Source organism: Acidovorax sp. GW821-FHT11A03, from assembly GCF_058809075.1.
In genome coordinates this window covers 59,555-85,144 of sequence record NZ_JBXASG010000001.1, presented here as the reverse complement: position 1 = coordinate 85,144, position 25,590 = coordinate 59,555, and the positions used below count along the sequence as shown (strand labels likewise).

The window sequence follows — 25,590 nt, the reverse complement described above, 5'->3', positions numbered from 1 at the left end:
GGTGCGGTCAGCTTTGCGAAGCGCGTGGCACGAAGTCGTTGGCCACGGTTTCGCCGAACGGGCCCAGCGGATTGCCGCCGGTGAGCTTCTCGCGCACGCCCACGGGCAGCAGCGGGAACACCAGCTCCGCAAAGCGGTAGGCCTCTTCGAGGTGCGGGTAGCCCGACAGCACGAAGTGGTCGAGCCCCAGGTTCGCGTATTCGGTGATGCGGGCGGCCACCGTCTCGGGGTCGCCCACCAGGGCAGTGCCCGCGCCACCGCGCACCAGGCCCACGCCGGCCCACAGGTTGGGGCTGATCTCCAGGTCTGCGCGGCTGCGCTTCACGCCCCCGGCATGCAGCGCGGCCATGCGGCGCTGGCCTTCGGAGTCCATGCGCGCAAAGACCGACTGCGCGCGCGCCACGGTTTCGTCGTCCACATGGCTGATGAGTTCTTCGGCTGCGGCCCAGGCCTGCGCATCGGTCTCGCGCACGATGACGTGCAGGCGGATGCCGAACTTCACGGTGCGGCCGTGCTTGGCGGCCCTGGCGCGCACGTCGGCCACCTTCTTGGCGACCTCGGCGGGGGGCTCGCCCCAGGTGAGGTAGGTCTCGACCTGCTCGGCCGCCAGGTCGTGCGCTGCGTCGGACGAGCCGCCGAAGTACACCGGAGGGTGCGGCTCCTGCAGCGGCGGGAACAGCAGCTTGGCGCCCTTGACGGACAGGTGCTTGCCCTCGTAGTCGAAGGTCTCGCCCCGGTGGCTGCGCGTGAGGATTTCGCGCCAGATGCGGATGAACTCGGCCGACTGCTCATAGCGCGTGGCGTGGTCCAGGAACACGCCATCGCCTTCCAGCTCAGCCCGGTCGCCACCGGTCACCAGGTTGATGAGCAAGCGCCCGCCCGACAGGCGGTCGAAGGTGGCGGCCATGCGGGCGGCCAGCGCGGGCTGGTGCAGGCCGGGGCGCACCGCGACCAGGAACTTGAGCTTCTTCGTGACCGCCAGCAGGCTCGATGCGATCACCCACGGGTCTTCGCACGAGCGGCCGGTGGGAATGAGCACGCCTTCGTAGCCCAGGCTGTCGGCGGCCACTGCCACCTGCTGCAGGTATTCGAGGCTGAGCTGGCGTGCGCCCTTGGCCGTGCCAAGGTAGCGGCTGTCGCCGTGGGTGGGGATGAACCAGTAGATTTTCATGGTGTCGCTTTGCCGTGTGGGGGTCATCAATAGGAGAAGGCCAGGCCGTAGCCCGCCAGCGAAAAGCCGAAACGCAATGGACACGCCCGCATGCCCCCCGCCGCCACATCGGCACGCACACCGGCATGCACACGGTTGCGCGTGCGGACCGGCCTGCGCGCCGGCGCCTTCAGGCGCCAGGCGTTGGCCGTGGTGCGCAGCACGCGGCGTGCTGCGTCGTGGACAGGGTTTGCGAAAGCGTTGGGCATGTCAGGGCTCCTTGGTTTCAATTGCGGCGGACTGTGTGACGCATGGCGTTCAAAACTGGCGCGGCCCAGGCCAGTGCACCCGTGGAACTGGCTCTGCCAGGCCACCGGGTGCGTCCCCCTCCCGTAGGAGAGGGGGAAGACGCGAAGCGGCTCAGGGGGTGCGCCCCGGCCCCTACCACGGCGAGCGCGCCACGTCGCGCACCTGGATGCGCTGGGGAATCAGCTTCAAGTCGAAGAAGGTGTCGGCGATCCTTTGCTGTTCGGCCAGGATCTCGGGCGTGACCGGGCCCGTGCCGTACTCGGCACGCGACGTGGACAAATCGAGCACGGGCCTGGGGATGCCGAACAGCGGGGCCAGTTCGGCCGCCAGCAGGTCGCGGTTGACCTTGGCCCAGATGTCGATCTTGTTGATCTCTTCGATGGCGATGCGCAGCACGTCGGTGTTCTTGTCGGCGTACTGCAGCGACGAGAAGTAGTAGGCGCGGTTGCCCACCACGCCGGTGGCGTCGGCCAGCAGGCGGGCGTCCAGCGTCTTTTCGGCGGCAGCGGCAAACGGGTCCCAGATCACCCAAGCGTCCACGGAGCCTTTTTCAAAAGCGGCACGCGCATCGGCGGGCGGCAGAAAGGCCACGTTCACATCGCTGTACTTCAGGCCGTGCTTTTCCAGCAGCTTGACCAGGAAGTAATGCACGTTGCTGCCCTTGTTGAGTGCAACTTTCTTGCCCTTGAGATCGGCCACGGTCTTGATGGGCGAGCCCTTGGGCAGCAGCACGCTCTCGGCCTTGGGGCGGGGCACGGTGGCGGCCACATAGGCCAGCGGGGCGCCCGCGGCCTGCGCGAAGATCGGGGGGGCTTCGCCCACGTCGCCGAAGTCGATGGAGCCGACGTTCAGTGCCTCCAGCTGCACGGGGCCGGCCGTGAACTCGGTCCACTTGATGGAGACACCCAGCGGTGTCAGGCGCTTTTCCAGCGTGCCCCGGCCCTTGAGCAGGCTCAGGAAGCCCTTCTGGTGGCCGATGCGGAACTCACGGGCGGGGGTTTGCGCCAACGCACCGAAGGCCGGCAGCGCGATGGCGCTGGCCGCACCCTGGACGAGGCGGCGGCGGGACAGGGAGATCGAAGTCGTCATGGTGTTCTTCTGAGAATGAATGCGTGTGCAACGGGCCAGAGCGTCAGGGCTGCGCACCGAGCATCACGGCGTCGCTCACCTTGATGGCCTTGGGGATCAGCTTCAGTTCGAAGAACGTGTCGGCGATCTTTTGCTGGTCGGCCGCCACATCGGGCGTGATGGGCTTGACGTTGAATTCGTAGCGCTGCAGCGCCAGCTCGACCACGTCCACCGGCAGGCCTTGCAGCGGCGCGATCAGCTCTGCGGCCTGGCGCAGGTTCTTCTTGAGCCAGATGCCTTGGGCCACCGAGTCCTCGAACAGCGCCGCGATCACCTTGGGGTTCTTGGTGACGAAGTCGCGGGCACCCAGGTAGTACTGGTAGTTGTTGACCACGCCGCCCGTGCCGTCGGCCAGCACGCGGGCGCCAGTGGCTTTCTCGGCGGCGGCCTGGAACGGGTCCCAGATCACCCAGGCGTCCACGTTCTTGCTCTCGAACGCGGCGCGGCCGTCGGCCGGGGCCAGGTACACGGGCTGGATGTCGGAGAGCTTGAGGCCGTTCTTCTCGAGCTGCCTGACCAGCAGGTAGTGCACGTTGCTGCCCTTGTTGAGCGCGACCTTCTTGCCCTTGAGGTCGGCCACCGACTTGATGGACGAGTCCTTGGCCACCAGGATGGCCTCGGCGCGCGGCGCGGCGGGGTCATGCCCGAAGTAGACGAACTTGGCGCCAGCGGCCTGGCCGAAGATGGGCGGCGCCTCGCCCACGTAGCCCACGTCCACGGCGCCCACGTTCAGGCCTTCCAGCAGCTGGGGGCCAGCCGGAAACTCGACCCACTTCACGCCGAAGCCCAGGGGAGCGAGCTTCTTCTCCAGCGTGCCCGCCGCTTTTTGCAGCACGAACAGGCTGGCCGACTTCTGATAGCCGATGCGCAGCTCGCCCCTGGTCTGGGCATGCACCGGCTGCGCCAGCAGGAAGGCGGCGATCAGCACGAACGCGGTGAAGACCACGAAGCCGATGAACATGTTGCGCAGGGCGGCCAGCCCGCCGGCGGGCGGGGCATCGTGGGCGCGGTCTGAGCTGGCTGCGCCGTCGCGTGTCAGTGTGCTCATGGTGAATGTCCTTTGAATCATGAAAAAAAGGGGGCGTCTGAACCGGGCAGTGCTCCGCCCTGCCCACCGCTGCGGGCAGCGGGGCCATCGAAAGAGGGAAACGAGAAATGGGGTAGCCCGGCCGGGCCGCGGCACCCCACCGCTGCGGATGTGCGGGCGGGCGGGGCCCGTCAGACGCTACATCGCACCTGCGAGAAATGCACCGGCGCGAACCGCGTGGCCTGGGCAGGGAACGGGCGCAGCGTCTCGGTCACGAGCACGTTGACCGCATCGTCCAGCCGCGTGGCGATGTCGTCGTTCAGGTGGTAGGCGCCCTCGGGCGTCAGCGTGACCTGCGCATCGGTGGCATAGATGCCCGGCAGGATGCTTTTGGCACCCAGCGACTGCAGCACGGGGCGCAGCGCGTAGTCCAGCGCCAGCATGTGGTGCGGGCTGCCGCCGGTGGCCAGGGGCAGCACGATCTTGCCCTTGAGCGCCGTCTGCGGCAGCAGGTCCAGGAACACCTTGAGCACGCCGCTGTAGGCCGCCTTGTAAACCGGCGTGGCCACCACCAGCACGCTGGCCCGGGCCACCTGGTCGACAGCGCCCACCACGGTGGGATGGCCGAAGTCGGCCAGCAGCAAGGCCTGGGGCGACAGGTCGCGGATATGGATGCGGTCCACCAGCGCGCCGCGCACCGACAGGCGCTGGGCGACAGCGTCCAGCAGGGCGGCGGAGCGGGAACGCTCCGAGGGGCTGCCGGCGATGAGAAGAGCGGACATGAAATGTGTTTCCAGAGGGCGTGACTTGACCAGCGCCACCGTGGATCCGGCTTCGCCGGGCCACGGGTGGCGCCCCTTGAGGGGAGGCGGCCGAAGGCCGCTTCGGGGTGAGCCTATTTTTTGGTGTAGATCTGGTCGAAGCTGGCGTTGTCGGCAAAGTGGTCCTTGGCCGCCTTGTCCCAGCCACCGAACGCGTCGTTGATGGTGAACAGGTTCAGCTTGGGGAACTGCTTGGCGTACTTGGCCTTGGCCTTGTCGGACACGGCGGGGCGGTAGAAGTGCTTGCCGGCGATGTCCTGGCCTTCTTCGGTGTAGAGGTACTGCAGGTAGGCCTCGGCCACGGCGCGCGTGCCCTTCTTGTCCACGTTCTTGTCCACCACCGTCACGGCGGGCTCGGCCAGGATGGAGATCGAGGGCGCGATCACGTCGAACTTGGTGCCGAATTCCTTTTCCAGCAGGTAGGCCTCGTTCTCCCAGGCGATCAGCACGTCGCCCTGGTTACGCTGGGCGAAGGTGATGGTGGAGCCGCGCGCGCCGGTGTCCAGCACGGGCACGTTGCCGTACAGCTTGGCCACGAAGTCCTTGGCCTTGGCGTCGCTGCCCCCGTTCTTGCGCTTGGCGAACTCCCAGGCGGCCAGATAGTTCCAGCGGGCGCCGCCCGAGGTCTTGGGGTTGGGCGTGATCACGCTGATGCCGGGCTTGACGAGGTCATCCCAGTCCTTGATGCCCTTGGGGTTGCCCTGGCGCACCACCAGCACGATGGTGGAGGTGTAGGGCGAGCTGTTGTGGGGCAGGCGCTTTTGCCAGTCCTTGGGGATCCAGCCGCCGTTGGTGTGCAACGCGTCGGTGTCGCCGGCCAGCGCCAGGGTGGCCACGTCGGCGTCCAGCCCGTCGATGATGGAGCGCGCCTGCTTGCCCGAGCCGCCGTGGCTTTGCTTGACGGTCACGTCCTGGCCGGTCTTGGCTTTCCAGTGCCTGGCGAACGCCTGGTTGAAGTCCACGTACAGCTCGCGCGTCGGGTCGTACGACACATTGAGCAGCGTCACAGACTGTGCAAACGACGGCAATGCCGTCAGGGCCAAACTCCCCGCCAGGGCGGCGGCGAAGGGAAACTTGATAAAGTCGCGGCGAAAGTTCATAGGGAGCCTCTTTTTTTCGAATGCAAAACGGTGCAACTCACCGATGAAACGCATTCTGGAAGACCCTCTTCAAAACTGGAACTACTGAGATTTCAGTTCTTTATATCCAAATCATCTGAGCAGCCCTTTGCGCTGCGGCAGACTCCACCCATCAACAAGGAACCCCATGGCACGCACCGTTCAATGCATCAAGCTCGGCAAGGAAGCAGAGGGCCTCGACTTTCCGCCCTACCCCGGCGAGCTGGGCAAACGCATCTGGGAAAACGTGAGCAAGGAAGCCTGGGCAGGCTGGCTCAAGCACCAGACCATGCTGGTCAATGAAAACCGCCTCAATCTGGCCGACGCGCGTGCCCGCCAGTACCTGGCCCGCCAGATGGAAAACCATTTCTTTGGCGGTGGCGCAGACGCCGCGGCGGGATATGTCCCGCCCAGCGCGCAATGAAGCGCAGCGAAATGCAGCGCTGCAAAAAGTGGTTTCGCCAAAACCACTTTTTCGGCGGTGGTGCGGATGCCGCAGCGGGCTACGTCCCGCCGAGCGCATGAGCCTCCATGTCAGTTTTCCGTAGCATTACCGACCACCCGCAGCCCATGAAACTGGCGCTGCCCGGACGAGGTAGCCGCGGAACTGGATTTGCCAGGCCGCTGGCTGCGGCCCCCTCCCACGCGAAGCGTGAGAGAGGGGGACGGCGCGAAGCGACTCAGGGGGTGCGTCATCTCCGAGCCTGTTGACTGGCTGCCGGACGGCACCCCCTACAGCCCCCGTTTTGGTGACCGCTACCACAGTGAAAATGGCGGCCTGGACCAGGCCCGCCGCGTTTTCCTGCAGGGCTGCGGCCTGCCTGGCGCCTGGGCGGGGCAGCCGCAATGGCGCATTCTGGAAACGGGGTTCGGCTTCGGGCTGAACTTCCTGGTGACCTGGGCCGCCTGGCGGGCTGACCCCGCACGCCCCACCCTGCTGCACTTCGTGTCGACCGAGGCCTGGCCCGTGAGCGCGGCCGACCTGCTGCGCGCCACCACGGCCCACCCCGAGCTGGCCCCCTTGGCGCAGGAGCTTCATCGCCAATGGTGGGGCCTGCTGCCCGGGGTGCACCGGCTGCGGTTCGACGGAGGCCGGGTGCTGCTCACGCTGTGTGTGGGCGATACACAGACCGTGCTGCGCCAGCAGCAGCTGACGGTGGATTCCATCTACCTCGACGGTTTCAGCCCGCAGCGCAACCCCGGGATCTGGGACCTGCACACCCTGAAGGCCGTGGCACGCTGCTGCCGGCGCGGCACCCGCCTGTCCACCTGGACCATCGCGCGCGCGGTGCGCGACGCGCTCACCCAGTGCGGCTTCGCGGTGGCCCGTGTTCCGGGCGTGCCGCCCAAGCGCGACAACCTGCACGCCCAGTACGCCCCCCACTGGGAGCCGCGCACCGCCCCCCGCGCACAGCCCGAACCCGCGCTGCCCGGCGATTGCATCGTGATCGGCGGGGGCATCGCCGGCGCGGCCAGCGCGGCCAGCCTGGCGCGCCGGGGCTGGCAGGTGCGGGTGCTGGACAGCGCCGCGGAACCCGCCGCCGGGGCCTCGGGCTTGCCGGCGGGGGTGTTCGCGCCCCATGTGTCGCCGGACGACAGCGTGCTGTCGCGCCTGTCGCGCAGCGGCGTGCGCACCACCCTGCAGCAAGCCCGATGGCTGCTGCGCGAAGGCACCGACTGGTTGGCCTGCGGCGTGCTGGAGCACCGCACCGACGGCACCCCCGGGCTGGCCGCCAGCTGGGGCCAGGGGCCCGGCGTGGACTGGAGCGAGCCGGCCCCGCCGGCAACGCTGGCCGCCGCGGGCCTGGGCCGCGAAGCCACCGCGTGCTGGCACAGCCAGGGGGGCTGGATACGCCCCGCGCGCATGGCGGCCGCCCTGCTCGCGCAACCCGGCATCCACTGGCAGGGCCACTGCGAGGTGGCCCGCCTGCGGCGTGTGGGGGCCGCTGGCGCGGCGCCCGTCTGGCAGGCGCTGGACGACCGGGGCCAGGTGCTCGCCCAGGCGCCCACCGTCGTCATTGCCGCGGGCGCGGGCAGTGCGATGCTGCTGGAACACCGATGGCCCCTGCAGCCCGTGCGCGGGCAGGTGTCCTGGGGCGAGCACCAGGCAGGCCCCGGGCCCGGGGTGCCTTTCCCCGTGAATGGCAACGGCAACCTGGTGCCCCGCTTTCCGCTGGGTGACGGCCCGTGCGGCCCGGCTGCGTGGGTGATGGGCTCCACCTTCGAGCGCGATGTGGATACCCTGCCTCCGTCCGGGGCCGACGTCCAGGCGGCCCACGCGGCCAACTGGACCAGGCTCCAGGCGCTGCTGCCCCAAACGGCCCCGGTGCTGCGCGCGGCCTTTGCCGCAGCACCGCAGGCGGCGGAGGCTGCGCCCGGCCCCCTGCACGCCTGGGCCGCCGTGCGCTGCACCGCGCCCGACCGGCTACCGATCGTGGGCCCCGTCGACGCCGAGGCGCTGCCCGGGCTCTGGGCCTGCACAGCGATGGGCGCGCGTGGGCTGACCCTGGCGCTTCTGTGCGGCGAACTGCTGGCCGCCCGCCTGCAGGGAGAACCCCTTCCCATCGACACGAAACTCGCCAAAGCGCTGGGCAGCGAACGGTTGTAGCGGGCCTGTAACAGCTTCGTGACCGGGAATCACGGCGGCTTACCCCGTGGAAGCCCGCGCCAATCCTTGCTTATAATCAAATAGGCATATTGGAAGGACGAAACAATAGTTTGCATCCATAAGCGAGCATCCTACATTCGCACCCTATGCATGAATTGGTGTTTGTCTTCGCAGGCTTTGCGGTCGGGTTCATCGTGGGCCTGACCGGGGTCGGCGGTGGCTCGCTGATGACCCCCGTGCTGATCTTTTTCTTCGGCGTGAAGCCCCACCTGGCCATCGGCACCGACCTGCTATTTGCCGCATTCACCAAGATGGGCGGCACCGTGAGCATGGCGCGCCAGCGCCTGGTGCCCTGGCGCGTGGTGGCCCAGCTGTGCGCGGGCAGCATTCCGGCCGCGCTGCTGGCGCTGTGGGCGCTCAAGGTCCTGGGCCCCGCCAGTGCCCAGGCGCAGCGCATCATGACGACCACGCTCGGTTTCGCGCTGCTGTTGACAGCCGCGGCCACGCTGTACAAGGTGGTGGCCTTCTCGCGCCAGCGCCAGGCGGCCGACCATGCCAAGCGCCAGGCCAGCTCCGAGCAATCCACCCGCCCCCGCCACTGGAGCCTGCCCGTGCTGCTGGGCGCCGTGATCGGCACGCTGGTCACCTTCACCTCGGTGGGCGCGGGCGCCATCGGCGTCACGGTGCTGCTGCTGGTCTACCCTCTGCTACCCCTGCCCCGCGTGATCGGTGCCGACATCGCCTATGCCGTGCCATTGACCCTGGTGGCGGGTCTGGGCCATGCCACGCTGGGTTCGGTGGACTGGCCTTTGCTTGCACAATTGCTGGCTGGCTCGTTGCCGGGCATCTGGCTGGGCTCGCGCCTGGTCACCCGCACCCCCGAGCGCCTGATCCGCTCCGCGCTGTCCCTCCTGCTGGCCTGGGCAGGCGCCAAATTAATAATGATCTGATTGGTCCACGATGTATCAATACACACCCTTCGACAAGACGTTCGTCAAGCAGCGCGCCCGCCAGTTCCGCGACCAGCTCAACCGCTGGCAGGCTGGCAAACTGGCCGAGGACGACTTCCGCCCCCTGCGCCTGCAAAACGGCTGGTACGTGCAGCGCTACGCCCCCATGCTGCGCGTGGCCGTGCCCTACGGCGAGATCGCCAGCCGCCAGCTGCGCGTGCTGGCCACCATCGCCCGCGAGTACGACGAGCCCGAAGCGGCCGTGTTCAAGGCCGCCATGGAAGGCCAGGGCCTGCTGGGCACCACCTTCCTGCCCAAGAACTGCGCCCACTTCACCACGCGCACCAATGTGCAGTTCAACTGGATTCCGCTGTCCAAGAGCGCCGACGTGATGGACCTGCTGGCCACCGTGGACATGCACGGCATCCAGACCAGCGGCAACTGCATCCGCAACACCACCACCGACGCACTGGCCGGCGTGGCCGTGGATGAGATCGTGGACCCGCGCCCCTACGCGGAAATCATCCGCCAGTGGACCACGCTGCACCCGGAGTTCGCGTTCCTGCCGCGCAAGTTCAAGATCGCCATCAGCGGCGCCAAGGACGACCGCGCCGCCACCGGCTGGCACGACGTGGGCCTGCACCTGGTCAAGAACGAGGCGGGCGAGATCGGCTTCAAGGTGTTCGTGGGCGGCGGCATGGGCCGCACGCCGGTGATCGGCACGGTGATCCGCGAGTTCCTGCCCTGGAATCAGATCATGAATTACATCGAGGCCATCGTGCGCGTGTACAACGAGCACGGCCGCCGCGACAACAAGTACAAGGCCCGCATCAAGATCCTGGTCAAGTCCGAAGGCCAGCAGTACATCGACGATGTGGAAGAAGAGTACCGCCAGATCATGGAGATCGACGGCGGCCCGCACACCGTGCCCCAGGCCGAGTTCGACCGCGTGGCGGCCTGCTTTGTGCCACCCAAGCTGGCCGACATTGTCGACGTGGCCCCCGCAGCCTTGCAGGCGTCGCTGGACGCACAGGCGGCAGAGCATGTGATGTTTGGCCGCTGGCTCAAGCGCAACGTGCACGCGCACCAGAACCCGCAGCTGCGCGCCGTGACGCTGTCGTTCAAGCGCCCCGGCCAGTCGCCCGGCGACGCGACCAGCGAGCAGCTGATCGCCGTGGCCGACCTGGTGGACAAATATTCCGCCGGCGAAGCCCGCGTGACGCACGACCAGAACGTGGTGCTGCCCTGGGTGCATGCCAGCCGCCTGTTCGAGCTGTGGCAAGAGGCCAAGGCCCTGGGCTTGGCCAGCGCCAACGTGCAGCTGCTCACCGACATGATCGCCTGCCCCGGCGGCGACTTCTGCGCGCTGGCCAACGCCCGCTCGCTGCCGATCGCCGAGGCCATCACCCAGCGCTACCAGGATCTGGACGAGCTCGACGACATCGGCGAGATCGACCTGCACATCAGCGGCTGCATCAACAGCTGCGGCCACCACCACAGCGGCCACATCGGCATCCTGGGCGTCGACAAGGACGGCAAGGAGTGGTACCAGGTCACGCTCGGCGGCTCCGACGGCTCCGACCTGTCGGGCGCCGCCGTGGCCGGCAAGGTGATCGGCCCTTCGTTCTCGGCCGCCGAAGTTCCCGATGTGATCGAAGCCGTGCTCACCACCTACCGCAGCCTGCGCGAAAGCGGCGAGAGCTTTCAGAACACCGTGCGCCGCACCGGCCTGGACCCCTTCAAGGAAGCCGCCAAGACCGCCCGCCACCCCGCCAAGGAAGAGCTGGCCACGGCCTGATCGCCAGCCGCCAAGCCCTGATAAGACCCATGAAAATTCTTGCCTCCCAAGACCACCAGCCTCCCGCAGAGGGCGATGCCCGCGCCGTGGCGCTGGCCAACGATGCCGATGCACTGGCCCTGCCGCTCGACGGCGTCGAGCGCGTGGACCTGCACTTCCCCAGCTTCACCGATGGCCGCGCGTTCAGCCAGGCCTTCTTGCTGCGCCGCCGCCGCGGCTTTGCGGGCGACATCCGCGCCACGGGCGACGTGCTGATCGACCAGCTGGTGCAGATGCAGCGCACGGGCTTTTCGTCGGCAGTGCTGCGCGATGGCGTGGACCCGGCCGACGCGCAACGCCAGTTCGAGATGTTCCCCGGCTTCTACCAGGGCGACGCGGTGCACCCGCAGCCTCTCTTTGCCGACAAGGCTGCCGCCTGAGCCAGGCCCGCAGCGCTGGTACGCACACCCACGAGCACCCCACCATGAGCCAATTCGATCTCGCACGCGTCAATGCCGACCTGGGCCGCAACGCCGAAGGCCTCGTCGCCTGGGCACTGGGCCTGGGCCAGAGCCCCATCGTCACCACCAACTTCCGCCCGTTCGAGGCGGTGATCCTGCACATGGTGTCCGCAGTGAACCCCGATGTGCCGGTGGTCTGGATGGACAACGGCTACAACACCGAAGCCACCTACCGCTTTGCCGACGAGGTGACCCAGCAGCTGGGCCTGAACCTCAAGATCTACCTGCCGCGCCGCTCGCGCGCGCACCGCGAGGCCGTGGAGGGCGCAACGCCTGCCCTGGACGACCCCCGCCACGCCGCGTTCACCGAAGAAGTGAAGCTCGAGCCCTTCGCCCGCGCCTTGCGCGAGACCGCGCCCAAGGTCTGGTTCACCGCGCTGCGCGCCACCGACACCGCCGTGCGCGCACAGATGGACCCGGTGAGCATCAACCCCGACGGCCTGATCAAGGTGGCGCCGCTGCTGCACTGGTCGTCCAAGGATCTGCACGAATACTGCGTCCAGCACGGCCTGCCCAACAACTTCGATTATGTGGACCCGACCAAGGGCGAAGAGAACCGCGAGTGCGGCCTGCACATCGCGCACTGAAATGACACCCCCTGAGCCGCTTCGCGTCTTCCCCCTCTCTCGCTTCGCGGGAGGGGGACGCACCCGGTGGCCCGGCAAAGCCGGTTCCACGGGTGCACTGGCCTCGGGCGTGCCAGTTGCGCACGCCACGGACATTGAATCGACGACCGAAAGCAACCCGCCATGAATGCCCGCACCGATGCCGCGCAGCTGCTGCAGAACAACGACATGAGCTACCACCTGAACAACTCGCACCTGGACGCGCTGGAAGAAGAAACCATCTTCATCCTGCGTGAAGTCGCCGCCGCCTTCGAGCGCCCCACCCTGCTGTTCTCGGGCGGCAAGGATTCGCTGGTCATGCTCAAGTGCGCCGAAAAAGCGTTTGGCACCAAGGCCAGCGGCGGCGGCATTCCCTACCCGCTGCTCATGATCGACACGGGCCACAACTTCCCCGAGGTCACGGACTTCCGCGACTTCCGCGCCAAGGAGCTGGGCGCCGAACTCATCGTGCGCAGCGTCGAGGACTCGATGGCGCGCGGCACCGTGCGCCTGGCCCACCCCGGCGAATCGCGCAACGTGCACCAGTCGGTCACGCTGCTCGAAGCGATCGAGGAATTCCGCTTCGACGCGCTCATCGGCGGCGCCCGCCGCGACGAGGAAAAGGCCCGCGCCAAGGAGCGCATCTTCTCGCACCGCGACAGCTTCGGCCAGTGGCAGCCCAAGGCCCAGCGCCCCGAGCTGTGGACCCTGTTCAACACCCGCCTGCAGCCCGGCGAACACTTCCGCGTGTTCCCCATCAGCAACTGGACCGAACTCGACGTGTGGCAGTACATCGACCGCGAGAGCATCGCGCTACCCAGCATCTACTACACGCACAAGCGCCAGGTGGTGGACCGCAAGGGCCTCCTGATGCCGGTGACCGAGCTGACCCCGCCGCGCGAGGGCGAGACGGTGCAGACGCGCGACGTGCGTTTTCGCACGGTGGGCGACATCACCTGCACCGCACCGGTGGAGAGCACGGCGGCCACGGCCGCCGACATCGTGATCGAGACCCTGGCCGCCGACGTGAGCGAGCGCGGCGCGACGCGCATGGATGACAAGACCAGCGACGCCTCGATGGAAAAGCGCAAGAAAGACGGGTACTTCTGATGACCACTATGAATTCGATAGCTACTAGCGCTTATGCATCAAGCGCTGGCGGCCAAAATGACCACATTTCTGCCCTGAAGTTCATCACCTGCGGCTCGGTGGACGATGGCAAGAGCACATTGATCGGCCGCCTGCTGGTGGACAGCAAGGCCGTGCTGCAGGACCACCTTGCCGGCGTACAGCGCCAGGGCGAAACCGACCTGGCCCTGCTGACCGACGGCCTCAGCGCGGAGCGCGAGCAAGGCATCACCATCGACGTGGCCTACCGCTACTTCGCCACCGAAGAGCGCAAGTTCATCATCGGCGACGCGCCCGGCCACGAGCAGTACACCCGCAACATGGTCACGGCCGCCAGCAGCGCCGACGCGGCCGTGGTGCTGGTCGATGCCACCAAGCTCGACTGGAAGAACGCCGACCTCGCCCTGCTGCCGCAAACCCGCCGCCACAGCCTGCTGGCCCACCTGCTGCGCGTGCATTCGCTGGTGTTCGCCGTGAACAAGCTCGACGCGGTGGAAGACCCAGCGCTCGCCTGGAAGCACATCCAGGGCGCGCTGGCGGCGTTTGCCCAGGCCGCCGGCATCGCCGTGCGTGCGACGGTGCCCGTGTCGGCGCTCAAGGGCTGGAACGTGGTGGACGCCCACGCGGGCTGGTGCGGCTACGAGGGCCCCACGCTGCTGCAGGTGCTCGAAGCCCTGCCCAACACGCCCCCCGACACGGCGCTGCCCCTGGCCTTCCCGGTGCAGTGGGTCGAGAAGTTCTCGTCCTCGTCCGACACATCCCAAGGCCGCCGCGTGTTCTGGGGCCGTGTGGCCTCGGGCAATGTCACCCCCGGCACGCCGGTGCAGATCTTCCCCAGCGGCCAGCTGGCCACCGTGGCCCAGGTGCTGGACCATGCCCGCCGCCCCACCGACGTGCCCGCTGGCACCAGCGCCGGTTTCATCCTCGACCGCGAGGTGGACGTCTCGCGCGGCGACTGGATTCTGGCCGCGCCCGCGGCCACCACCGCCCCCGCCGAGGACGACTTCGACACGCCGGCCAGCGTGCCCGCATGGCCCGCCAGCCGCGAGCTGCGCACCACCGTGGCCTGGATGGATGACGAACCCCTGGTCGCCGGCCGCGTGTACTGGGCGCTGCACGGCCACCGCTGGGTCAAGGCCAAGGTGAAGGCCGTGGTGCACAAGCTCAACATCCACACGCTGGCCGAGGAAGCCGCCACGCAGCTCGACCCCAACGCCATCGGCCATGTGGACCTGCTGCTGCAGGAGCCGATCCCCGCCGCAGCCTTCGGCAAGGCCCGGGTGCTCGGATCGCTGATCCTGGTGGACACCGCGAGCCACAAAACCGCTGGCGCCGTGCTGGTCAACTGATCCAGATCAGCGCCACCCCCCAAGTCACCCCATCCGGGGAAGGGGCCCTGTAACCAAAGGTCGGTGAAAGCTTCTAAAATTGAGGGTTTTCACCGACCCACACAACCTTTGTCATGACCCACGTCGTCTCCGAAAACTGCATCAAGTGCAAGTACACCGATTGTGTGGACGTGTGCCCCGTGGACTGCTTCCGCGAAGGCCCGAACATGCTCGTCATCGATCCCGACGAGTGCATCGACTGCGCCGTCTGCATCCCTGAGTGCCCGGCCAACGCCATCTTTGCCGAAGAAGACCTGCCGGCCGACCAGATCGCCTTCATCAAGCTCAATGCCGACCTGGCCTTCGCCGACGGCTGGAAGAGCATCACCAAGCGCAAGCCCGCGCTGCCCGACGCCGACGAGTGGAACGGCAAGCCGGGCAAGGTCAACGAACTGGTCAAGTGACCTCCCTGAGTCGCTTCGCGCCATCCCCCAAGGGGGACGCCACCAGTGGCCTGGCAAAGCCAGTTCCACGGTGGCACAGGTCTTTGGCAGCGCCAGTTTCGGGCGCTGCGCGCGTGGCTTGAGCATGATTCAAGAAACCGACGCCGTCGTCATCGGCGCGGGTCCCGTGGGCCTGTTCCAGGTCTTCCAGCTGGGCCTGCAAGGCATCACCGCCCACCTGATCGACGCCCTGCCCCATGCGGGTGGCCAGTGCGTCGAGCTGTACGGCGACAAACCCATCTACGACATCCCGGGCATCCCGGTGTGCACCGGGCGCGAGCTGGCCGGTTTGCTGCTTCAGCAGATTGCGCCGTTCAAGACCCAGTGGCACCTGGGCACGCTGGTGTCCGCACTCACCGTGCAGGCCGATGGGCGCCTGCTGGTCGAAACCTCGCAAGGTGTGCAGCTGCTGGCCCGCAGCGTGTTCATTGCCGCAGGCGTGGGCGCCTTTGTGCCGCGCACGCTCAAGGTGGACGGCATCGAGCGCTTTGTGGGCACCCAGGTCCACTACCAGAACCTGCCCTCCACGGCCCACGTGGCCGGGCGCCATGTGGTCGTGCACGGCGGCGACGAGCCCGCCGTGGCCCGCGCCGTGGAACTGGCCGAACAAGGCCAGGCCGCCCGCGTGAGCCTGCTGCACCGCCGCGATGTGTTCCAGGCCCCGGATGCCCTGCTGCAGCGCCTGCAGCAACTGCGCGATGCGGGCCACATCCACGTCGAGGCCGCGCAGATCACCGGCATTGAGACCGCTGGCGACCAGCTGACCGCCTTGCAGGTGGTGGACGCCGATGGCAGCAGCCGCGCCCTGCCGCTCGACGTGCTGGTGGCCGTGCTCGGCATCTCTCCCCGGCTCGGGCCCATCGCCGACTGGGGCATCGCCCTGGAGCGCAAGCAACTCGTGGTGGACACCGAGGCCTTCCGCACCAGCGTGCCCGGCATCCACGCCGTGGGCGACATCAACACCTACCCCGGCAAACGCAAGCTCATCCTGTGCGGCTTCCACGAAGCCACGCTGGCGGCCTTTGGCGCCGCCGAGGCGCTCAAGGGCGACAAGGTGGCGCTGCAATACACCACCACGAGCCCACGGCTGCACCAGCTGCTGGGTGTGGCGCCGGCCTCTGCGCCTGCCGCCAGCACGTAGTCCAGGCGGATCAGGGCACCACCATGCCGTGCCCGAACGGCGCGCCCACAAATAAGCACAAAATGTCCAAAAGGCGCGCAAGCGCCCGGCACGATGGCGTCTCCATTCACCCATCAGGAGCACACCATGAGCCAACAACCCCTTCAATCCATCTGGGACACGTACACCGCGTCGTGGAAGACCGACTCGGCCGCGGACCGCACAGCCCTTTTTGCCCAGTCCCTCGACCCCGCCTGCACCTACAACGACCCGCTGGCCACCGCCCATGGCTGGGACCAATTGACGGCCTACATGGACAGCTTTCACAGTCAGGTCCCCGGCGGGCATTTCGTGACCCACTATTTCGCCAGCCACAACCAGCAGAGCATCGCCAAATGGAACATGGTGGATGGCAGCGGGCAGGTGATCGGGGAAGGCGTGAGCTACGGCCGGTACAACGACCAGAATCGCCTGGTTGCGATGACCGGTTTCTTTGAAACCCCTTGAACGGACTCCACCGTGCTTTATCTGCGGCAAATCCAGGAGGGCATCGATTTCATCGAAGCCCATCTCGAATCCGACATCCAGCTTTCCGAGGTGGCGCGGGCCGCCGGGATGAGCCAGTGGCACTTCCAGCGGATCTTCAAGGCGCTGACCAACGAAACCCTGAAGACCTACATCCGCTCGCGCCGGTTCTCGCGGGCGCTGGAGCAGTTGACCAGCACGCGGCTGAGCGTGCTCGACATTGCGCTGGCGTCCGGGTACGAGACGCAGGAAAGCTTCACGCGCGCGTTCCGGGATTGCTTTCGGCTCACGCCGTCGCAGTACCGCAAGATGGGCAACCGCTCGCTGTTCGTGCGCAAGATCCGGTTTGACGAAAGCTACCTCGCGCACGTTCACCACAACATCTCCCTGGCACCCGACATAGAGGAGCAGCCCGCCATGCAGCTGGTCGGGCTGCCCACGGACTACTACGGCATCGATTCCGAAAAGAACAACCTGGGCCAGAAGCTGCCGCCCCTGTGGGCGAAATTCCTGCCCCGGCTGGGCGAGATTGCGAACACCGTGCCCGGGGTCTGCTATGGCGTCGTGGCACCGGCGGGGCCCCACACGGAAGCGCTGCGCTACCTGGCCTGCATCGAGGTGAAGGGCCCCGGCGCCTTGCCACCGGGCATGGTGGCCATGGAAATCCCCGCATCGACCTATGCGCGCTTCACCCACCGGGGCCCTGCGCAGAATGTCGATGCGACGGTGAACTACATCTACTCCAGCTGGCTGCTGTCGGCGGGCCCATCGCACACCCTGGGGCCGGATCTGGAAATCTACGGTGCCCAGTACCACCCGACGTCCGGCGACTCGGTGATGCACTACGCGATCCCCATCGCCCGCCCCGCGCCCTGAGCGCCCCACTACAATGGCCCCGCGTTCCTTCTGGAACGCCCACGCTAGGGGTGTCGGGACCGGGCCACCGGAACCGACTGAGAGAGTCCCTTTGAACCTGATTGAGATCATCCTCGCGCAGGGAAGCACGTCCGCCTCGGCACAGCCCAGAATGAAATGACTTTGGGGTGCGCTGGCGGGCCGCCCCTGCTCTGTACTGCCACGGAGCCTGCCATGTCCTCATCCCCCGCCGCGCCCGCCACCAACGAAGCGCTGGCCCCCGTCTCCCCCGACCGCCGCGTCTTCCAGTGGCACGACCACGCCTCGCTCTGGTTCAGCCTGGGCGTGGGCCTGCTGGTCATGCAGGTGGGCGCCTACCTGATGCCCGCGCTGGGCACGCAAGAGGCGCTGATCGCCATCGTCTGCGGCTCCATCGTGGGCGCGGGCCTGCTGGGCTGGGTGGCCAAGCTGGGCTGCGACAGCGGCCTGGCCAGCGCCGGGCTGATGCATGCCGTCTATGGCCGCACGTTCGCCAGCCTGCCGATCATTTTGAACATCGTGCAGCTGGTCGGCTGGGGCACGTTCGAGCTGGTGGTGATGCGCGACGCCACGGTGGCCATCGGCCAGCAGTCCGGCACCATGGCCGGCGCGCATTGGCCCGTGCTGGCCACGCTGCTGTGGGGCGGCGTGGTGATGCTGCTCATCAGCGGATCGATGGTGCAGCTGGTGCGCAAGGTGATCGCGCGCGTGGCGCTGCCGCTGGTGGTGCTGTCGCTGCTGTGGCTGTCGTGGCAGTTCCTGTCGCTGGCGCAGGCCCAGGGTTTTGAAGCGCTGTGGACGCGCAAGGGCGAAGGCGGCATGGGCGTGCTGCCCGCGCTGGACCTGGTGATCGCCATGCCCATCTCGTGGCTGCCGCTGGTGGCCGACTATGCGCGCCACGGCAAGAACGGCGGCTCCGCATTGCGCGGCACGTGGCTCGGCTACGCGCTGGCCAACATGTGGTGCTACACGCTCGGTGTGCTGGTGGCGCTGACGCTGCCCAGCAAGGATCTGGTGCAGGCCCTGTTGCTGGCCCAGGGCGGGCTGATCGCGCTGTCGCTGATCCTGATCGACGAGGTGGACAACGCCTATGGCGACACGTATTCGGGCGCGGTGTCGGCACACAGCCTGCTGCCACGCTGGGGCGTGCGCAAGTGGGGCCTGGCCATGGCTGCGGTGTGTACCGGCCTCGCGCTGGTGCTGCCCATGCACAGCCTGGAGCCATTTTTGCTGCTGCTCAGCTCGGTGTTCGTGCCGCTGTTCGGCGTGATCCTGGGGCGGCTGGCCTTTGGCGCCAACGCACCCGCGCTGCTCGCTGCGGCACGCCGGGTGAATGCGGCCCCGGTGGCGATCTGGCTGGTGGGGATTGCCGTCTACCACCTGGCTCCGCAGGTGGTACCGGGCGCGGGCTCGGCGCTGCCGGCGCTGGCGTTCAGCTTTGTGCTGGCCTGGGCCACACGGCCACGGGTGCGTTGAATCGCTATTGAATTGTGAGCATATAGCGCTTACTGGATAAGCGCCAGAGGCCAAAAACAATCAAACCTTTAAAGCACCAGCTGCGCCACGGGCGCATGGCCGTGGTTGAGCGGGCCATGGCCACGGCCGGTGGTCACATCGGCCCCTGCGGCGATGGCGCCCAGAATGTAGGCACGCGCGCGCTCCACCGCCTGCTGCAAGGGCAGGCCCCGCGCCAGGTGTGCCGCGATGGCCGATGACAGGGTGCAGCCCGTGCCGTGCCCGTTGGGCGTGGCAATGCGTGCGGACTCCAGCCGCTGCCGCACGCCGCCGCGTGTGGCCAGGACATCCACCACCCAGTCTCCGGGCAGGTGGCCGCCCTTGAGCAGCGCCGCCGGGGCGCCCAGGGCCAGCAGCCCGTCCACCGCAGCTGCCAGCGCATCCACGCCCTCGATCGTGCGCCCCAGCAGCCAGCCGGCCTCGTCCAGGTTGGGGGTGATCACCTCGGCCAGCGGAAACAGCTCCTGCACCAGCACGTTCACGGTTTCCGCGGCGATGAGCCGGTCGCCGCTGGTGGCCACCATCACCGGGTCGAGCACCACGTGCGGCAGCTGGTAGGTGCGGATGGCATCGGCCACCACGCGCACCACTTCGGGCGAATGCAGCATGCCGATCTTGACCGCGTCCACGCCGATGTCCTGCACCACGGCATCGATCTGGGCCTTGAGCATCTCGGGCGGAATGCCGTGGATGCCCGTGACTCCGCAGGTGTTCTGGGCCGTGATGGCGGTGATGGCCGTCATGCCGTAGCAGCCCAGGGCGCTGAAGGTCTTGAGGTCGGCCTGGATGCCCGCCCCGCCGCCGCTGTCGGAACCGGCGATGGAAAGCACGCGCACATAGCGGCGTGCTGCGGAGGTCGGGGGAATCAATGAAGTCATGGCAAAAATTATGGCCTATGCGTTAGCGCAAAAAGAGCTGCCGCGGGTTGTGCTGTAATTGATTTTTCCGGACGAAACAGGGGTGTCCCGCGGCCGAGAACTGAACAGGTTCTTGGGTGCGCGACTGAGAAATACCCTGGGGCACCACAGAACACTGCGCACCGCGCGGCGCGTACTGGCCCCGCTACCCGATCCAGGTCATGCTGGCGTGGGGAGTTTCCAAGAGCGGCCCTGCCCCCCGTTTTGTCCATGGTTGCCAGCCAACACACAGACAGACAGACGGACTTATGCCACTTCAACCCTCTTCTTTTGCCATTCTGGGCGCGGGCCTCATGGGCCGATTGCTGGCGGTGGAGCTGGCGCGCCAGGGGCACCGTGTGGACATCTACGACGCGGGCAGCCCGGCCGCCGAGCATTCGGCCGCGACCGTGGCCGCCGCCATGCTGGCGCCGCTGGCCGAATCGGCCATCACCGAGCCCGGCGTGGTGCGCATGGGCCACCATGCCCTCACCCGCTGGCCGCAGCTGCTGGCGGCGCTGGCCGAGCCCGTGTTCTTCCAGCAGGCCGGCACGCTCATCGTGTGGCACCGGCAGGACGCGGCCGAAGCCCAGCGGCTCACGCGCCAGCTGGAGGCCAACCAGCACACGGTGCCCGAGCTGCCCGCGCTGCAAAAGCTCGACGGCGCCGCGCTGGCCCAGGCGGAGCCCACGCTGGCGCAGCGCTTTGCGCAGGGGCTGTACCTGCCCGGTGAAGGCCAGCTCGACAACCGGCAGCTGCTGGCAGCCCTGGTGGTGGAAATGCAGCGGCTGTCCGTGCGCGCGCACTGGCACGCGCCCCGGTCGCCCGAGGCCTTTGCGCCCGGCGCCCCCGGCCAGCCCGACTGGGTGCTGGACTGCCGCGGCCTCGGTGCCAGGGCCCAATGGCCCGCGTTGCGGGGTGTGCGGGGCGAGGTGGTGCGCATCCACGCACCGGATGTCACGCTGCAGCGCCCCACGCGGCTGGTGCACCCGCGCTACCCGATCTACATCGCGCCCAAACAAGACCATCTGTTCGTGATCGGCGCGACCGAGATCGAATCGGACGACGTCTCGCCCGCCAGCGTGCGATCGACGCTGGAGCTGCTCTCCGCCGCCTACGCCGTGCACCCCGGCTTCGCGGAAGGCCGCATCCTGGAGCTGGCCACGCAGTGCCGCCCCACGCTGCCCGACAACCTGCCCGCCATCCGCCAGCCGCGCCGGGGCGTGCTGGAGATCAATGGCCTGTACCGCCACGGCTTCATGATCGCGCCGGCGATGCTGGATGTGACGCTGGAAGTGCTGAACGCGGGACAATCGCAGCTTTCGCAACGTTTTGACCTCGCGCTGGACCTGAAACCCGCCTCCCAGTCCAGCGCGGCCGCTGCCTTCGCATGAACATCTCCATCAACCAGATCCCGCATGAACTGCCCGAAGGGGCCACCGTGGCCGATGCCGTGGCCGCCATCGCGGCACGCCCTCCGTTTGCGGTGGCCGTGAACACCCACTTTGTGCCCAACACCCGCTACGCCGCGCAGGCCCTGCAGCCCGGCGACCGCGTGGAAATCATCTCGCCCGTGACGGGGGGCTGACCCCCGGCCTTCTTTCTTGAGACAAATTGGCCCTTGGTGCTTATCCACAAAGCGCTAGCAGCTATTAAAAAGATAGTAAATTCATGACCACCTCGACGCCCCAAGACCCCCTGGTGCTGTACGGCCAACAGTTCGCCAGCCGCCTGCTGCTGGGCACCTCGCGCTACCCATCCCCTGCGGTGCTCGAAGCCGCCGTGCTGCGCGCGCAGCCCGCCATGGTCACTGCGTCGTTGCGCCGCCAGGGCAGCAACCCGGCCGAAAGCGGCAGCAGCTTCTGGGAGCTGCTGCGCAAGCTCAACGTGCCCGTGCTGCCCAACACCGCCGGCTGCCACAGCGCGCAAGAGGCCATCACCACCGCGCAGATGGCGCGCGAGGTGTTCAACACACCGTGGATCAAGCTGGAGCTGATCGGCGACGACTACACGCTGCAGCCCGACACGCTGAACCTGGTAGGCGTGGCGGAACACCTCATCAAGGAAGGTTTTCAGGTGCTGCCGTACTGCACGGAAGACCTGGTGCTGTGCCAGCGGCTCGTCGATGTGGGCTGCCAGGCCGTCATGCCCTGGGCAGCGCCCATCGGCACCGGGCGTGGCCCCGTGAACCCCTATGCACTGCAGATGCTGCGCGAGCGCCTCGACGTACCCATGCTCGTGGATGCGGGCCTAGGCCTGCCGTCGCATGCCTGCCAGGTGATGGAATGGGGCTATGACGGCGTGCTGCTGAACACCGCCGTGGCCCTGGCGCAGGACCCGGTGGCCATGGCGGGCGCGTTCGCCGACGCCGTGAATGCCGGGCGTGCCGCGCGCAAGGCCGGTGCCATGGCGGCGCAGGAGGCCGCCCAGCCCAGCACACCCGTGCTCGGCACCCCCTTCTGGCACCATGAACAACATGCGTGACGACACCAGCGCCATGGTGCAGGCCCTTCTTGCGCACCACGCCCCCACCTTCGCGGGCTTTGGCGCCGAGCCTGTCCCGGAGCCCACGCGGCAGGAACCCGCCTACCTGGCAGCCCTGCAGGCCTGCAGCACGCTGGGCTTCATTGCCCACGACGCGGAATGCCTGGCCCAGGCCTGGCTGGCGCAGAGCCTGCGCACGGGCGCCTTCCAGCCAGCCCAGTGGCCCGACGAGCCACAGGACTTTGGCCTGGTGCCCCGGCCGCGCGCCGATGCGTTCGCCCCCTGCCCGGAAAGGCTGGGCCTGTACGCCGTGCTGCCGGATGCCGGCTGGGTGGGCCGCATGGCCCGCGCGGGCGTGCCCACGGTGCAACTGCGCTTCAAATCCGCCGACGAGCACGCGATTGCGCAGGAGGTCCACGCCGCCGTGCAGGCGGTCGAGGGCACGGGCGCCCTGCTGTTCATCAATGACCATTGGCGCGTGGCCATCCAGGCGGGCGCCTACGGCATCCACCTGGGCCAGGAAGACCTGGATGCACTGGCCCCCGACGAGCTTCAGGCGCTGCGCGCTTCGGGCCTGCGCCTGGGGGTCAGCACCCATGGCTACGCGGAAATGGTGCGCGCAGATGCCGTGGGGCCCAGCTACATTGCCATGGGTGCCGTGTTTCCCACCACCCTCAAGAAGATGGCCACGGCGCCACAGGGCGTGGGCCGGCTGGGTGCCTATGCGCGCCTGCTGCGCCACTACCCGCAGGTGGCCATTGGCGGCATCGGGGCGGAGCAGTTTGCCCAGGTGCGCGCCACGGGCGTGGGGTCCATCGCCGTCGTGCGGGCCATCGTCAATGCCTCCGACCCCGAAGCCGCGGCCGCGCAGCTCATGCGCGGGATGATGGAGTAAGGCCAGGCCCGAGGGGGCCGGAGGGCGCGCCGCCGCGGCCTAGCTGCGGTCGGCCTTCTTCTGCTCCAGCTCCAGCCGCAGCTCCACCAGATCGTTGTCCATGCCGAAGCCCACCGCCTGGCCCGAGGACGGTGGCGCGGTCACGGGCACGGGTGGCAAATCGCTGAGCGTCAGGTGGGGCGGCTCCGAGAGATCGAGGTCCAGCGGCGCACCCCGGGTGTCAGCGTCGGGCATGGAAGGCGCGGTGGCCGCCAGTTCCTGCGGCGGCCATCCTGTGGCCGAAGGCATTTCGCCCAGATCGAACTCCAGGCTCGCGGACAGCGAATCCAGCGGCAGGCCGCCCCCCGCTGTGCTTGCCGGCGCCACGGGCGGCGCTGCCAGCACCTGCGCGTCGACACGCGGCTCGGCCAGTGGCGTGGTGCGCTTGCGGGGCGCCGGCGCGCCCCGGGCGCTTGCCGGGGTGGTCTGCGCGATGGCCAGCAGCAGCAGCAGGTCGTCGTAGGCCGCCAGATCAAACGGCTCCACCGACACGGCGCCGTCCTGCCGGAACAGCAATTTCTCCAGCAGCCAGAGCACGGACGGAGAGGTCCATTCGGCCTCGATCTCCGCCAGCGCATCGGTGTAGTGATAGAGCATGCGGCCGGTGCGGTGGAAGCCGGTAAATTCGGGCACCTGCGCATTGAACGAGCGCATGAACTGGGCGCGCAGTTGCGAGAACTCCTCCACCCGGCTCAGCGTGTGATAAAGCCGCAGAAGCTCCAGATACGCCAGGGGCGAGGTATCGCCCCGCTCGGCGATGTGCTTCTTGAGCACCTCGATGGCCTGCTGGTGCTCCCCCACCGAAATGAAGAACTCGGCCTGCTGCTGAATGTCGAAGAGCTCTTCGGGGCTGACGATGTGCAGCACGGGCTGGGGCGGTGCTGCAGCGGGGGGCGGGCTGGCCGGCAGCGGCGCGGGCGCACTCGGCACGGGGGCGGTGGCCACGAAGGCGGGCCCGGGCGCCACAGTTGCGGTGGAAGCCACTGCCGCCGCTTCGGAAGCCGGGGATTCGCCGGACGACAGCCAGGCATCGCCCGGATGGGGCGCAAGGCCCAGGGCGGCTTCGTGCGCGGCCATCGCATCGCGCCCGCCCAGCGCCGCCACGGAATCGCGCCACGCGCGCACCGCCTTGTCGGAGGCGCTGCGCAAGCGCGTCCATGTCCACGCCGCGAGCAGCAATGCCAGCAACAGCAAGCCGCCCAGCACATACACCACCGTGGCCGGGAATCTGTCGTTCTCGGCCAGTTCCAGCTGCTGCTGCAACTGCGCCGCGCTGGCCCGGTCGCGGGCCGCCTGCGCACGCAGCGTGGCCACATCGTTCTCCAGCGCCTTGAGCCGGCCGCTGTCCTGGCGGGCATCATCCGGCTGGGCATTCAGCGCCTTCCACACGACAGCGGCCTCGGTGCGCTGCGCGGAGGCTTGCTCCAAAGGAAGGGCCAGCAGCCCGGGCGATGAACGCAATGCCACCGGCCGGTCCACCCAGATATCGAGCGGCTCGACCACGAGCCGGGCCTGGTCCGCCGGCCTTGCCACCTGCGCCGTGCCCTTGGCCGGGGGCAACGCGGCGCTGGCCGGGGGCCGTGCCGTGCCGCGCGCTGGCTGCCGTGCGGGCGCACTGCGGGAAACGGGCTCCGCCGCGCCGGCAGGAGGCGGTGCCGTGGCGGGCCGGATCGCGGAAGGCAATGGTGCAGAAGGTGCCGCCGCGGGTGCTGCCGGCCTGGCCGCTCGCTGGCCCGCCGCGCCCGGGGACGCACCGGGGGCTTCCGCGCCACCTTCGGGGAAAGAAGGCAGCCGCGCGACATCGATCGGCGCCGCCGACCGGGCCATCGTGACGGGAAGTTCCGCAAGAAAAGTGTAGGTGCGCGTGACCTTGCCCGTGCATCCCGCCGACAAGGTGACCAGCAACACAGGCTCATCCACCGCGATGGCCGCCTGCACCCGCACGGCCGGTGAACGTCCGCGCATGTCGGGCAGGGGCACGACACGCACCCTGGCATCGCCAACCGGCGTATCCCCCGCCTTCAGCTGCGCCGTCACACAGGAAGAGGCCACGTCCGTGCCTGGATCGGGCTGCACATCGAACGACAGATCCACCGGTGCACCCAACACCACCGTGCCTCTGCTGCCTCCCAGCGAAAGTGCCGAGGCGCCCGCAGCAACCACCCACAGACCGGTCCCAAAAATGGTGTTACGGATTTTCACAATAAATTCTGTTTTTGGCGCAGCCCATTCTTGCACATAAGTCCCAC

The 25,590-nt window shown here is 68.1% G+C and carries 25 protein-coding genes and 1 riboswitch; of the genes, 17 read left to right on the top strand and 8 right to left on the bottom strand.

Translation table 11 applies throughout. The features are described 5' to 3' along the window. Positions 1–7: 7 nt before the first annotated feature. The 6 genes from ssuD to AC1RVY_RS00370 form a co-directional block, all read right to left on the bottom strand. Positions 8–1,171, bottom strand: a complete 1,164-nt coding sequence (gene ssuD / locus AC1RVY_RS00395) for an FMNH2-dependent alkanesulfonate monooxygenase (protein ID WP_492804796.1) — start codon at positions 1,169–1,171, stop codon at positions 8–10. 26 nt (positions 1,172–1,197) lie between these two features. Next, positions 1,198–1,419 carry a hypothetical protein gene (locus tag AC1RVY_RS00390; protein WP_492253426.1) on the bottom strand — a complete coding sequence of 74 codons (222 nt, stop codon included), beginning with the start codon at positions 1,417–1,419 and terminating at the stop codon, positions 1,198–1,200. A 172-nt stretch (positions 1,420–1,591) separates the two neighbouring features. Then, positions 1,592–2,548: a sulfonate ABC transporter substrate-binding protein gene (locus AC1RVY_RS00385; RefSeq protein WP_492804794.1), complete on the bottom strand. Its 957-nt coding sequence runs from the start codon at positions 2,546–2,548 to the stop codon at positions 1,592–1,594. Positions 2,549–2,591: 43 nt separating this feature from the next. Continuing rightward, positions 2,592–3,548 carry a sulfonate ABC transporter substrate-binding protein gene (locus AC1RVY_RS00380; RefSeq protein WP_492805360.1) on the bottom strand — a complete coding sequence of 319 codons (957 nt, stop codon included), beginning with the start codon at positions 3,546–3,548 and terminating at the stop codon, positions 2,592–2,594. A gap of 257 nt (positions 3,549–3,805) precedes the next feature. Continuing rightward, positions 3,806–4,396: an NADPH-dependent FMN reductase gene (gene ssuE / locus AC1RVY_RS00375; RefSeq protein WP_218294609.1), complete on the bottom strand. Its 591-nt coding sequence runs from the start codon at positions 4,394–4,396 to the stop codon at positions 3,806–3,808. Between the two features lie 113 nt (positions 4,397–4,509). Further along, complete coding sequence (locus AC1RVY_RS00370) at positions 4,510–5,535, bottom strand: sulfate ABC transporter substrate-binding protein (RefSeq protein ID WP_492804792.1); 1,026 nt, start codon at positions 5,533–5,535, stop codon at positions 4,510–4,512. Positions 5,536–5,701: 166 nt separating this feature from the next. On the opposite strand from AC1RVY_RS00370, the gene AC1RVY_RS00365 reads away from it, so the two are divergent. The 13 genes from AC1RVY_RS00365 (at position 5,702) to AC1RVY_RS00305 (ending at position 18,988) form a co-directional block, all read left to right on the top strand. Then, positions 5,702–5,977 carry an oxidative damage protection protein gene (locus AC1RVY_RS00365; protein ID WP_218294608.1) on the top strand — a complete coding sequence of 92 codons (276 nt, stop codon included), beginning with the start codon at positions 5,702–5,704 and terminating at the stop codon, positions 5,975–5,977. 270 nt (positions 5,978–6,247) lie between these two features. Then, positions 6,248–8,161: a bifunctional tRNA (5-methylaminomethyl-2-thiouridine)(34)-methyltransferase MnmC2/FAD-dependent 5-carboxymethylaminomethyl-2-thiouridine(34) oxidoreductase MnmC1 gene (mnmC, locus tag AC1RVY_RS00360; protein ID WP_492805358.1), complete on the top strand. Its 1,914-nt coding sequence runs from the start codon at positions 6,248–6,250 to the stop codon at positions 8,159–8,161. 146 nt (positions 8,162–8,307) lie between these two features. Beyond that, positions 8,308–9,111 carry a sulfite exporter TauE/SafE family protein gene (locus AC1RVY_RS00355; protein ID WP_492804791.1) on the top strand — a complete coding sequence of 268 codons (804 nt, stop codon included), beginning with the start codon at positions 8,308–8,310 and terminating at the stop codon, positions 9,109–9,111. A 10-nt stretch (positions 9,112–9,121) separates the two neighbouring features. Continuing rightward, the gene (locus tag AC1RVY_RS00350) at positions 9,122–10,909 is read left to right on the top strand and encodes a nitrite/sulfite reductase (RefSeq protein ID WP_492804789.1); all 1,788 of its coding nucleotides are present in this window, start codon (positions 9,122–9,124) and stop codon (positions 10,907–10,909) included. Between the two features lie 29 nt (positions 10,910–10,938). Next, on the top strand, positions 10,939–11,328 hold the full coding sequence (locus AC1RVY_RS00345) for a DUF934 domain-containing protein (protein WP_218294605.1): 390 nt from the start codon (positions 10,939–10,941) through the stop codon (positions 11,326–11,328). Positions 11,329–11,372: 44 nt separating this feature from the next. Next, entirely contained in the window at positions 11,373–11,996 is a 624-nt protein-coding gene (locus tag AC1RVY_RS00340) for a phosphoadenosine phosphosulfate reductase domain-containing protein (protein WP_218340993.1), read from the top strand. 162 nt (positions 11,997–12,158) lie between these two features. After that, positions 12,159–13,124 carry a sulfate adenylyltransferase subunit CysD gene (cysD, locus tag AC1RVY_RS00335; RefSeq protein WP_492804788.1) on the top strand — a complete coding sequence of 322 codons (966 nt, stop codon included), beginning with the start codon at positions 12,159–12,161 and terminating at the stop codon, positions 13,122–13,124. Next, positions 13,124–14,491: a sulfate adenylyltransferase subunit 1 gene (locus tag AC1RVY_RS00330; RefSeq protein WP_369642723.1), complete on the top strand. Its 1,368-nt coding sequence runs from the start codon at positions 13,124–13,126 to the stop codon at positions 14,489–14,491. Before cysD ends, AC1RVY_RS00330 begins: the two co-directional genes overlap by 1 nt. 113 nt (positions 14,492–14,604) lie before the next feature. Continuing rightward, positions 14,605–14,934, top strand: a complete 330-nt coding sequence (gene fdxA, locus AC1RVY_RS00325) for a ferredoxin FdxA (protein WP_055393870.1) — start codon at positions 14,605–14,607, stop codon at positions 14,932–14,934. 124 nt (positions 14,935–15,058) lie between these two features. Next, a complete protein-coding gene (locus AC1RVY_RS00320; protein WP_492804785.1) occupies positions 15,059–16,114 on the top strand; it encodes an NAD(P)/FAD-dependent oxidoreductase in 1,056 nt (351 codons plus the stop codon). A gap of 126 nt (positions 16,115–16,240) precedes the next feature. Continuing rightward, positions 16,241–16,600, top strand: coding sequence for a nuclear transport factor 2 family protein (locus AC1RVY_RS00315; protein ID WP_492804783.1), 360 nt, complete (start codon positions 16,241–16,243; stop codon positions 16,598–16,600). A 12-nt stretch (positions 16,601–16,612) separates the two neighbouring features. Then, entirely contained in the window at positions 16,613–17,494 is an 882-nt protein-coding gene (locus AC1RVY_RS00310; RefSeq protein WP_492804781.1) for a GyrI-like domain-containing protein, read from the top strand. Between the two features lie 36 nt (positions 17,495–17,530). Continuing rightward, positions 17,531–17,635, top strand: a riboswitch (TPP riboswitch). 72 nt (positions 17,636–17,707) lie between these two features. After that, positions 17,708–18,988 carry a purine-cytosine permease family protein gene (locus tag AC1RVY_RS00305; protein ID WP_492245499.1) on the top strand — a complete coding sequence of 427 codons (1,281 nt, stop codon included), beginning with the start codon at positions 17,708–17,710 and terminating at the stop codon, positions 18,986–18,988. Positions 18,989–19,056: 68 nt separating this feature from the next. Here the strand turns inward: AC1RVY_RS00305 and thiD are convergent, their stop codons facing one another. After that, positions 19,057–19,905, bottom strand: a complete 849-nt coding sequence (gene thiD, locus AC1RVY_RS00300; RefSeq protein WP_369642727.1) for a bifunctional hydroxymethylpyrimidine kinase/phosphomethylpyrimidine kinase — start codon at positions 19,903–19,905, stop codon at positions 19,057–19,059. A 287-nt stretch (positions 19,906–20,192) separates the two neighbouring features. Here thiD and AC1RVY_RS00295 point away from each other — a divergent pair, with 287 nt between their 5' ends. The 4 genes from AC1RVY_RS00295 to thiE all read left to right on the top strand — a co-directional run bounded on the left by AC1RVY_RS00295 (position 20,193) and on the right by thiE (position 23,302). Continuing rightward, complete coding sequence (locus AC1RVY_RS00295; RefSeq protein ID WP_218294596.1) at positions 20,193–21,317, top strand: FAD-dependent oxidoreductase; 1,125 nt, start codon at positions 20,193–20,195, stop codon at positions 21,315–21,317. Beyond that, entirely contained in the window at positions 21,314–21,511 is a 198-nt protein-coding gene (thiS, locus tag AC1RVY_RS00290) for a sulfur carrier protein ThiS (protein ID WP_057272784.1), read from the top strand. Before AC1RVY_RS00295 ends, thiS begins: the two co-directional genes overlap by 4 nt. A gap of 83 nt (positions 21,512–21,594) precedes the next feature. Continuing rightward, complete coding sequence (locus AC1RVY_RS00285; RefSeq protein ID WP_492804779.1) at positions 21,595–22,407, top strand: thiazole synthase; 813 nt, start codon at positions 21,595–21,597, stop codon at positions 22,405–22,407. Further along, a complete protein-coding gene (gene thiE, locus AC1RVY_RS00280; RefSeq protein WP_492805357.1) occupies positions 22,400–23,302 on the top strand; it encodes a thiamine phosphate synthase in 903 nt (300 codons plus the stop codon). The genes AC1RVY_RS00285 and thiE overlap by 8 nt, the downstream gene beginning before the upstream one ends. A 39-nt stretch (positions 23,303–23,341) precedes the next feature. Here the strand turns inward: thiE and AC1RVY_RS00275 are convergent, their stop codons facing one another. Then, entirely contained in the window at positions 23,342–25,543 is a 2,202-nt protein-coding gene (locus AC1RVY_RS00275; RefSeq protein ID WP_492804778.1) for a hypothetical protein, read from the bottom strand. Between the last annotated feature and the right edge of the window lie 47 nt (positions 25,544–25,590).

Coding starts and splice junctions, on each gene's coding strand:
- ssuD (WP_492804796.1), bottom strand. CDS start 1,171: ATGAAAATCTACTGGTTCATCCCCACCCACGGCGACAGCCGCTACCTT.
- AC1RVY_RS00390 (WP_492253426.1), bottom strand. CDS start 1,419: ATGCCCAACGCTTTCGCAAACCCTGTCCACGACGCAGCACGCCGCGTG.
- AC1RVY_RS00385 (WP_492804794.1), bottom strand. CDS start 2,548: ATGACGACTTCGATCTCCCTGTCCCGCCGCCGCCTCGTCCAGGGTGCG.
- AC1RVY_RS00380 (WP_492805360.1), bottom strand. CDS start 3,548: ATGTTCATCGGCTTCGTGGTCTTCACCGCGTTCGTGCTGATCGCCGCC.
- ssuE (WP_218294609.1), bottom strand. CDS start 4,396: ATGTCCGCTCTTCTCATCGCCGGCAGCCCCTCGGAGCGTTCCCGCTCC.
- AC1RVY_RS00370 (WP_492804792.1), bottom strand. CDS start 5,535: ATGAACTTTCGCCGCGACTTTATCAAGTTTCCCTTCGCCGCCGCCCTG.
- AC1RVY_RS00365 (WP_218294608.1), top strand. CDS start 5,702: ATGGCACGCACCGTTCAATGCATCAAGCTCGGCAAGGAAGCAGAGGGC.
- AC1RVY_RS00355 (WP_492804791.1), top strand. CDS start 8,308: ATGCATGAATTGGTGTTTGTCTTCGCAGGCTTTGCGGTCGGGTTCATC.
- AC1RVY_RS00350 (WP_492804789.1), top strand. CDS start 9,122: ATGTATCAATACACACCCTTCGACAAGACGTTCGTCAAGCAGCGCGCC.
- AC1RVY_RS00345 (WP_218294605.1), top strand. CDS start 10,939: ATGAAAATTCTTGCCTCCCAAGACCACCAGCCTCCCGCAGAGGGCGAT.
- AC1RVY_RS00340 (WP_218340993.1), top strand. CDS start 11,373: ATGAGCCAATTCGATCTCGCACGCGTCAATGCCGACCTGGGCCGCAAC.
- cysD (WP_492804788.1), top strand. CDS start 12,159: ATGAATGCCCGCACCGATGCCGCGCAGCTGCTGCAGAACAACGACATG.
- AC1RVY_RS00330 (WP_369642723.1), top strand. CDS start 13,124: ATGACCACTATGAATTCGATAGCTACTAGCGCTTATGCATCAAGCGCT.
- fdxA (WP_055393870.1), top strand. CDS start 14,605: ATGACCCACGTCGTCTCCGAAAACTGCATCAAGTGCAAGTACACCGAT.
- AC1RVY_RS00320 (WP_492804785.1), top strand. CDS start 15,059: ATGATTCAAGAAACCGACGCCGTCGTCATCGGCGCGGGTCCCGTGGGC.
- AC1RVY_RS00315 (WP_492804783.1), top strand. CDS start 16,241: ATGAGCCAACAACCCCTTCAATCCATCTGGGACACGTACACCGCGTCG.
- AC1RVY_RS00305 (WP_492245499.1), top strand. CDS start 17,708: ATGTCCTCATCCCCCGCCGCGCCCGCCACCAACGAAGCGCTGGCCCCC.
- thiD (WP_369642727.1), bottom strand. CDS start 19,905: ATGACTTCATTGATTCCCCCGACCTCCGCAGCACGCCGCTATGTGCGC.
- AC1RVY_RS00295 (WP_218294596.1), top strand. CDS start 20,193: ATGCCACTTCAACCCTCTTCTTTTGCCATTCTGGGCGCGGGCCTCATG.
- thiS (WP_057272784.1), top strand. CDS start 21,314: ATGAACATCTCCATCAACCAGATCCCGCATGAACTGCCCGAAGGGGCC.
- AC1RVY_RS00285 (WP_492804779.1), top strand. CDS start 21,595: ATGACCACCTCGACGCCCCAAGACCCCCTGGTGCTGTACGGCCAACAG.
- thiE (WP_492805357.1), top strand. CDS start 22,400: ATGCGTGACGACACCAGCGCCATGGTGCAGGCCCTTCTTGCGCACCAC.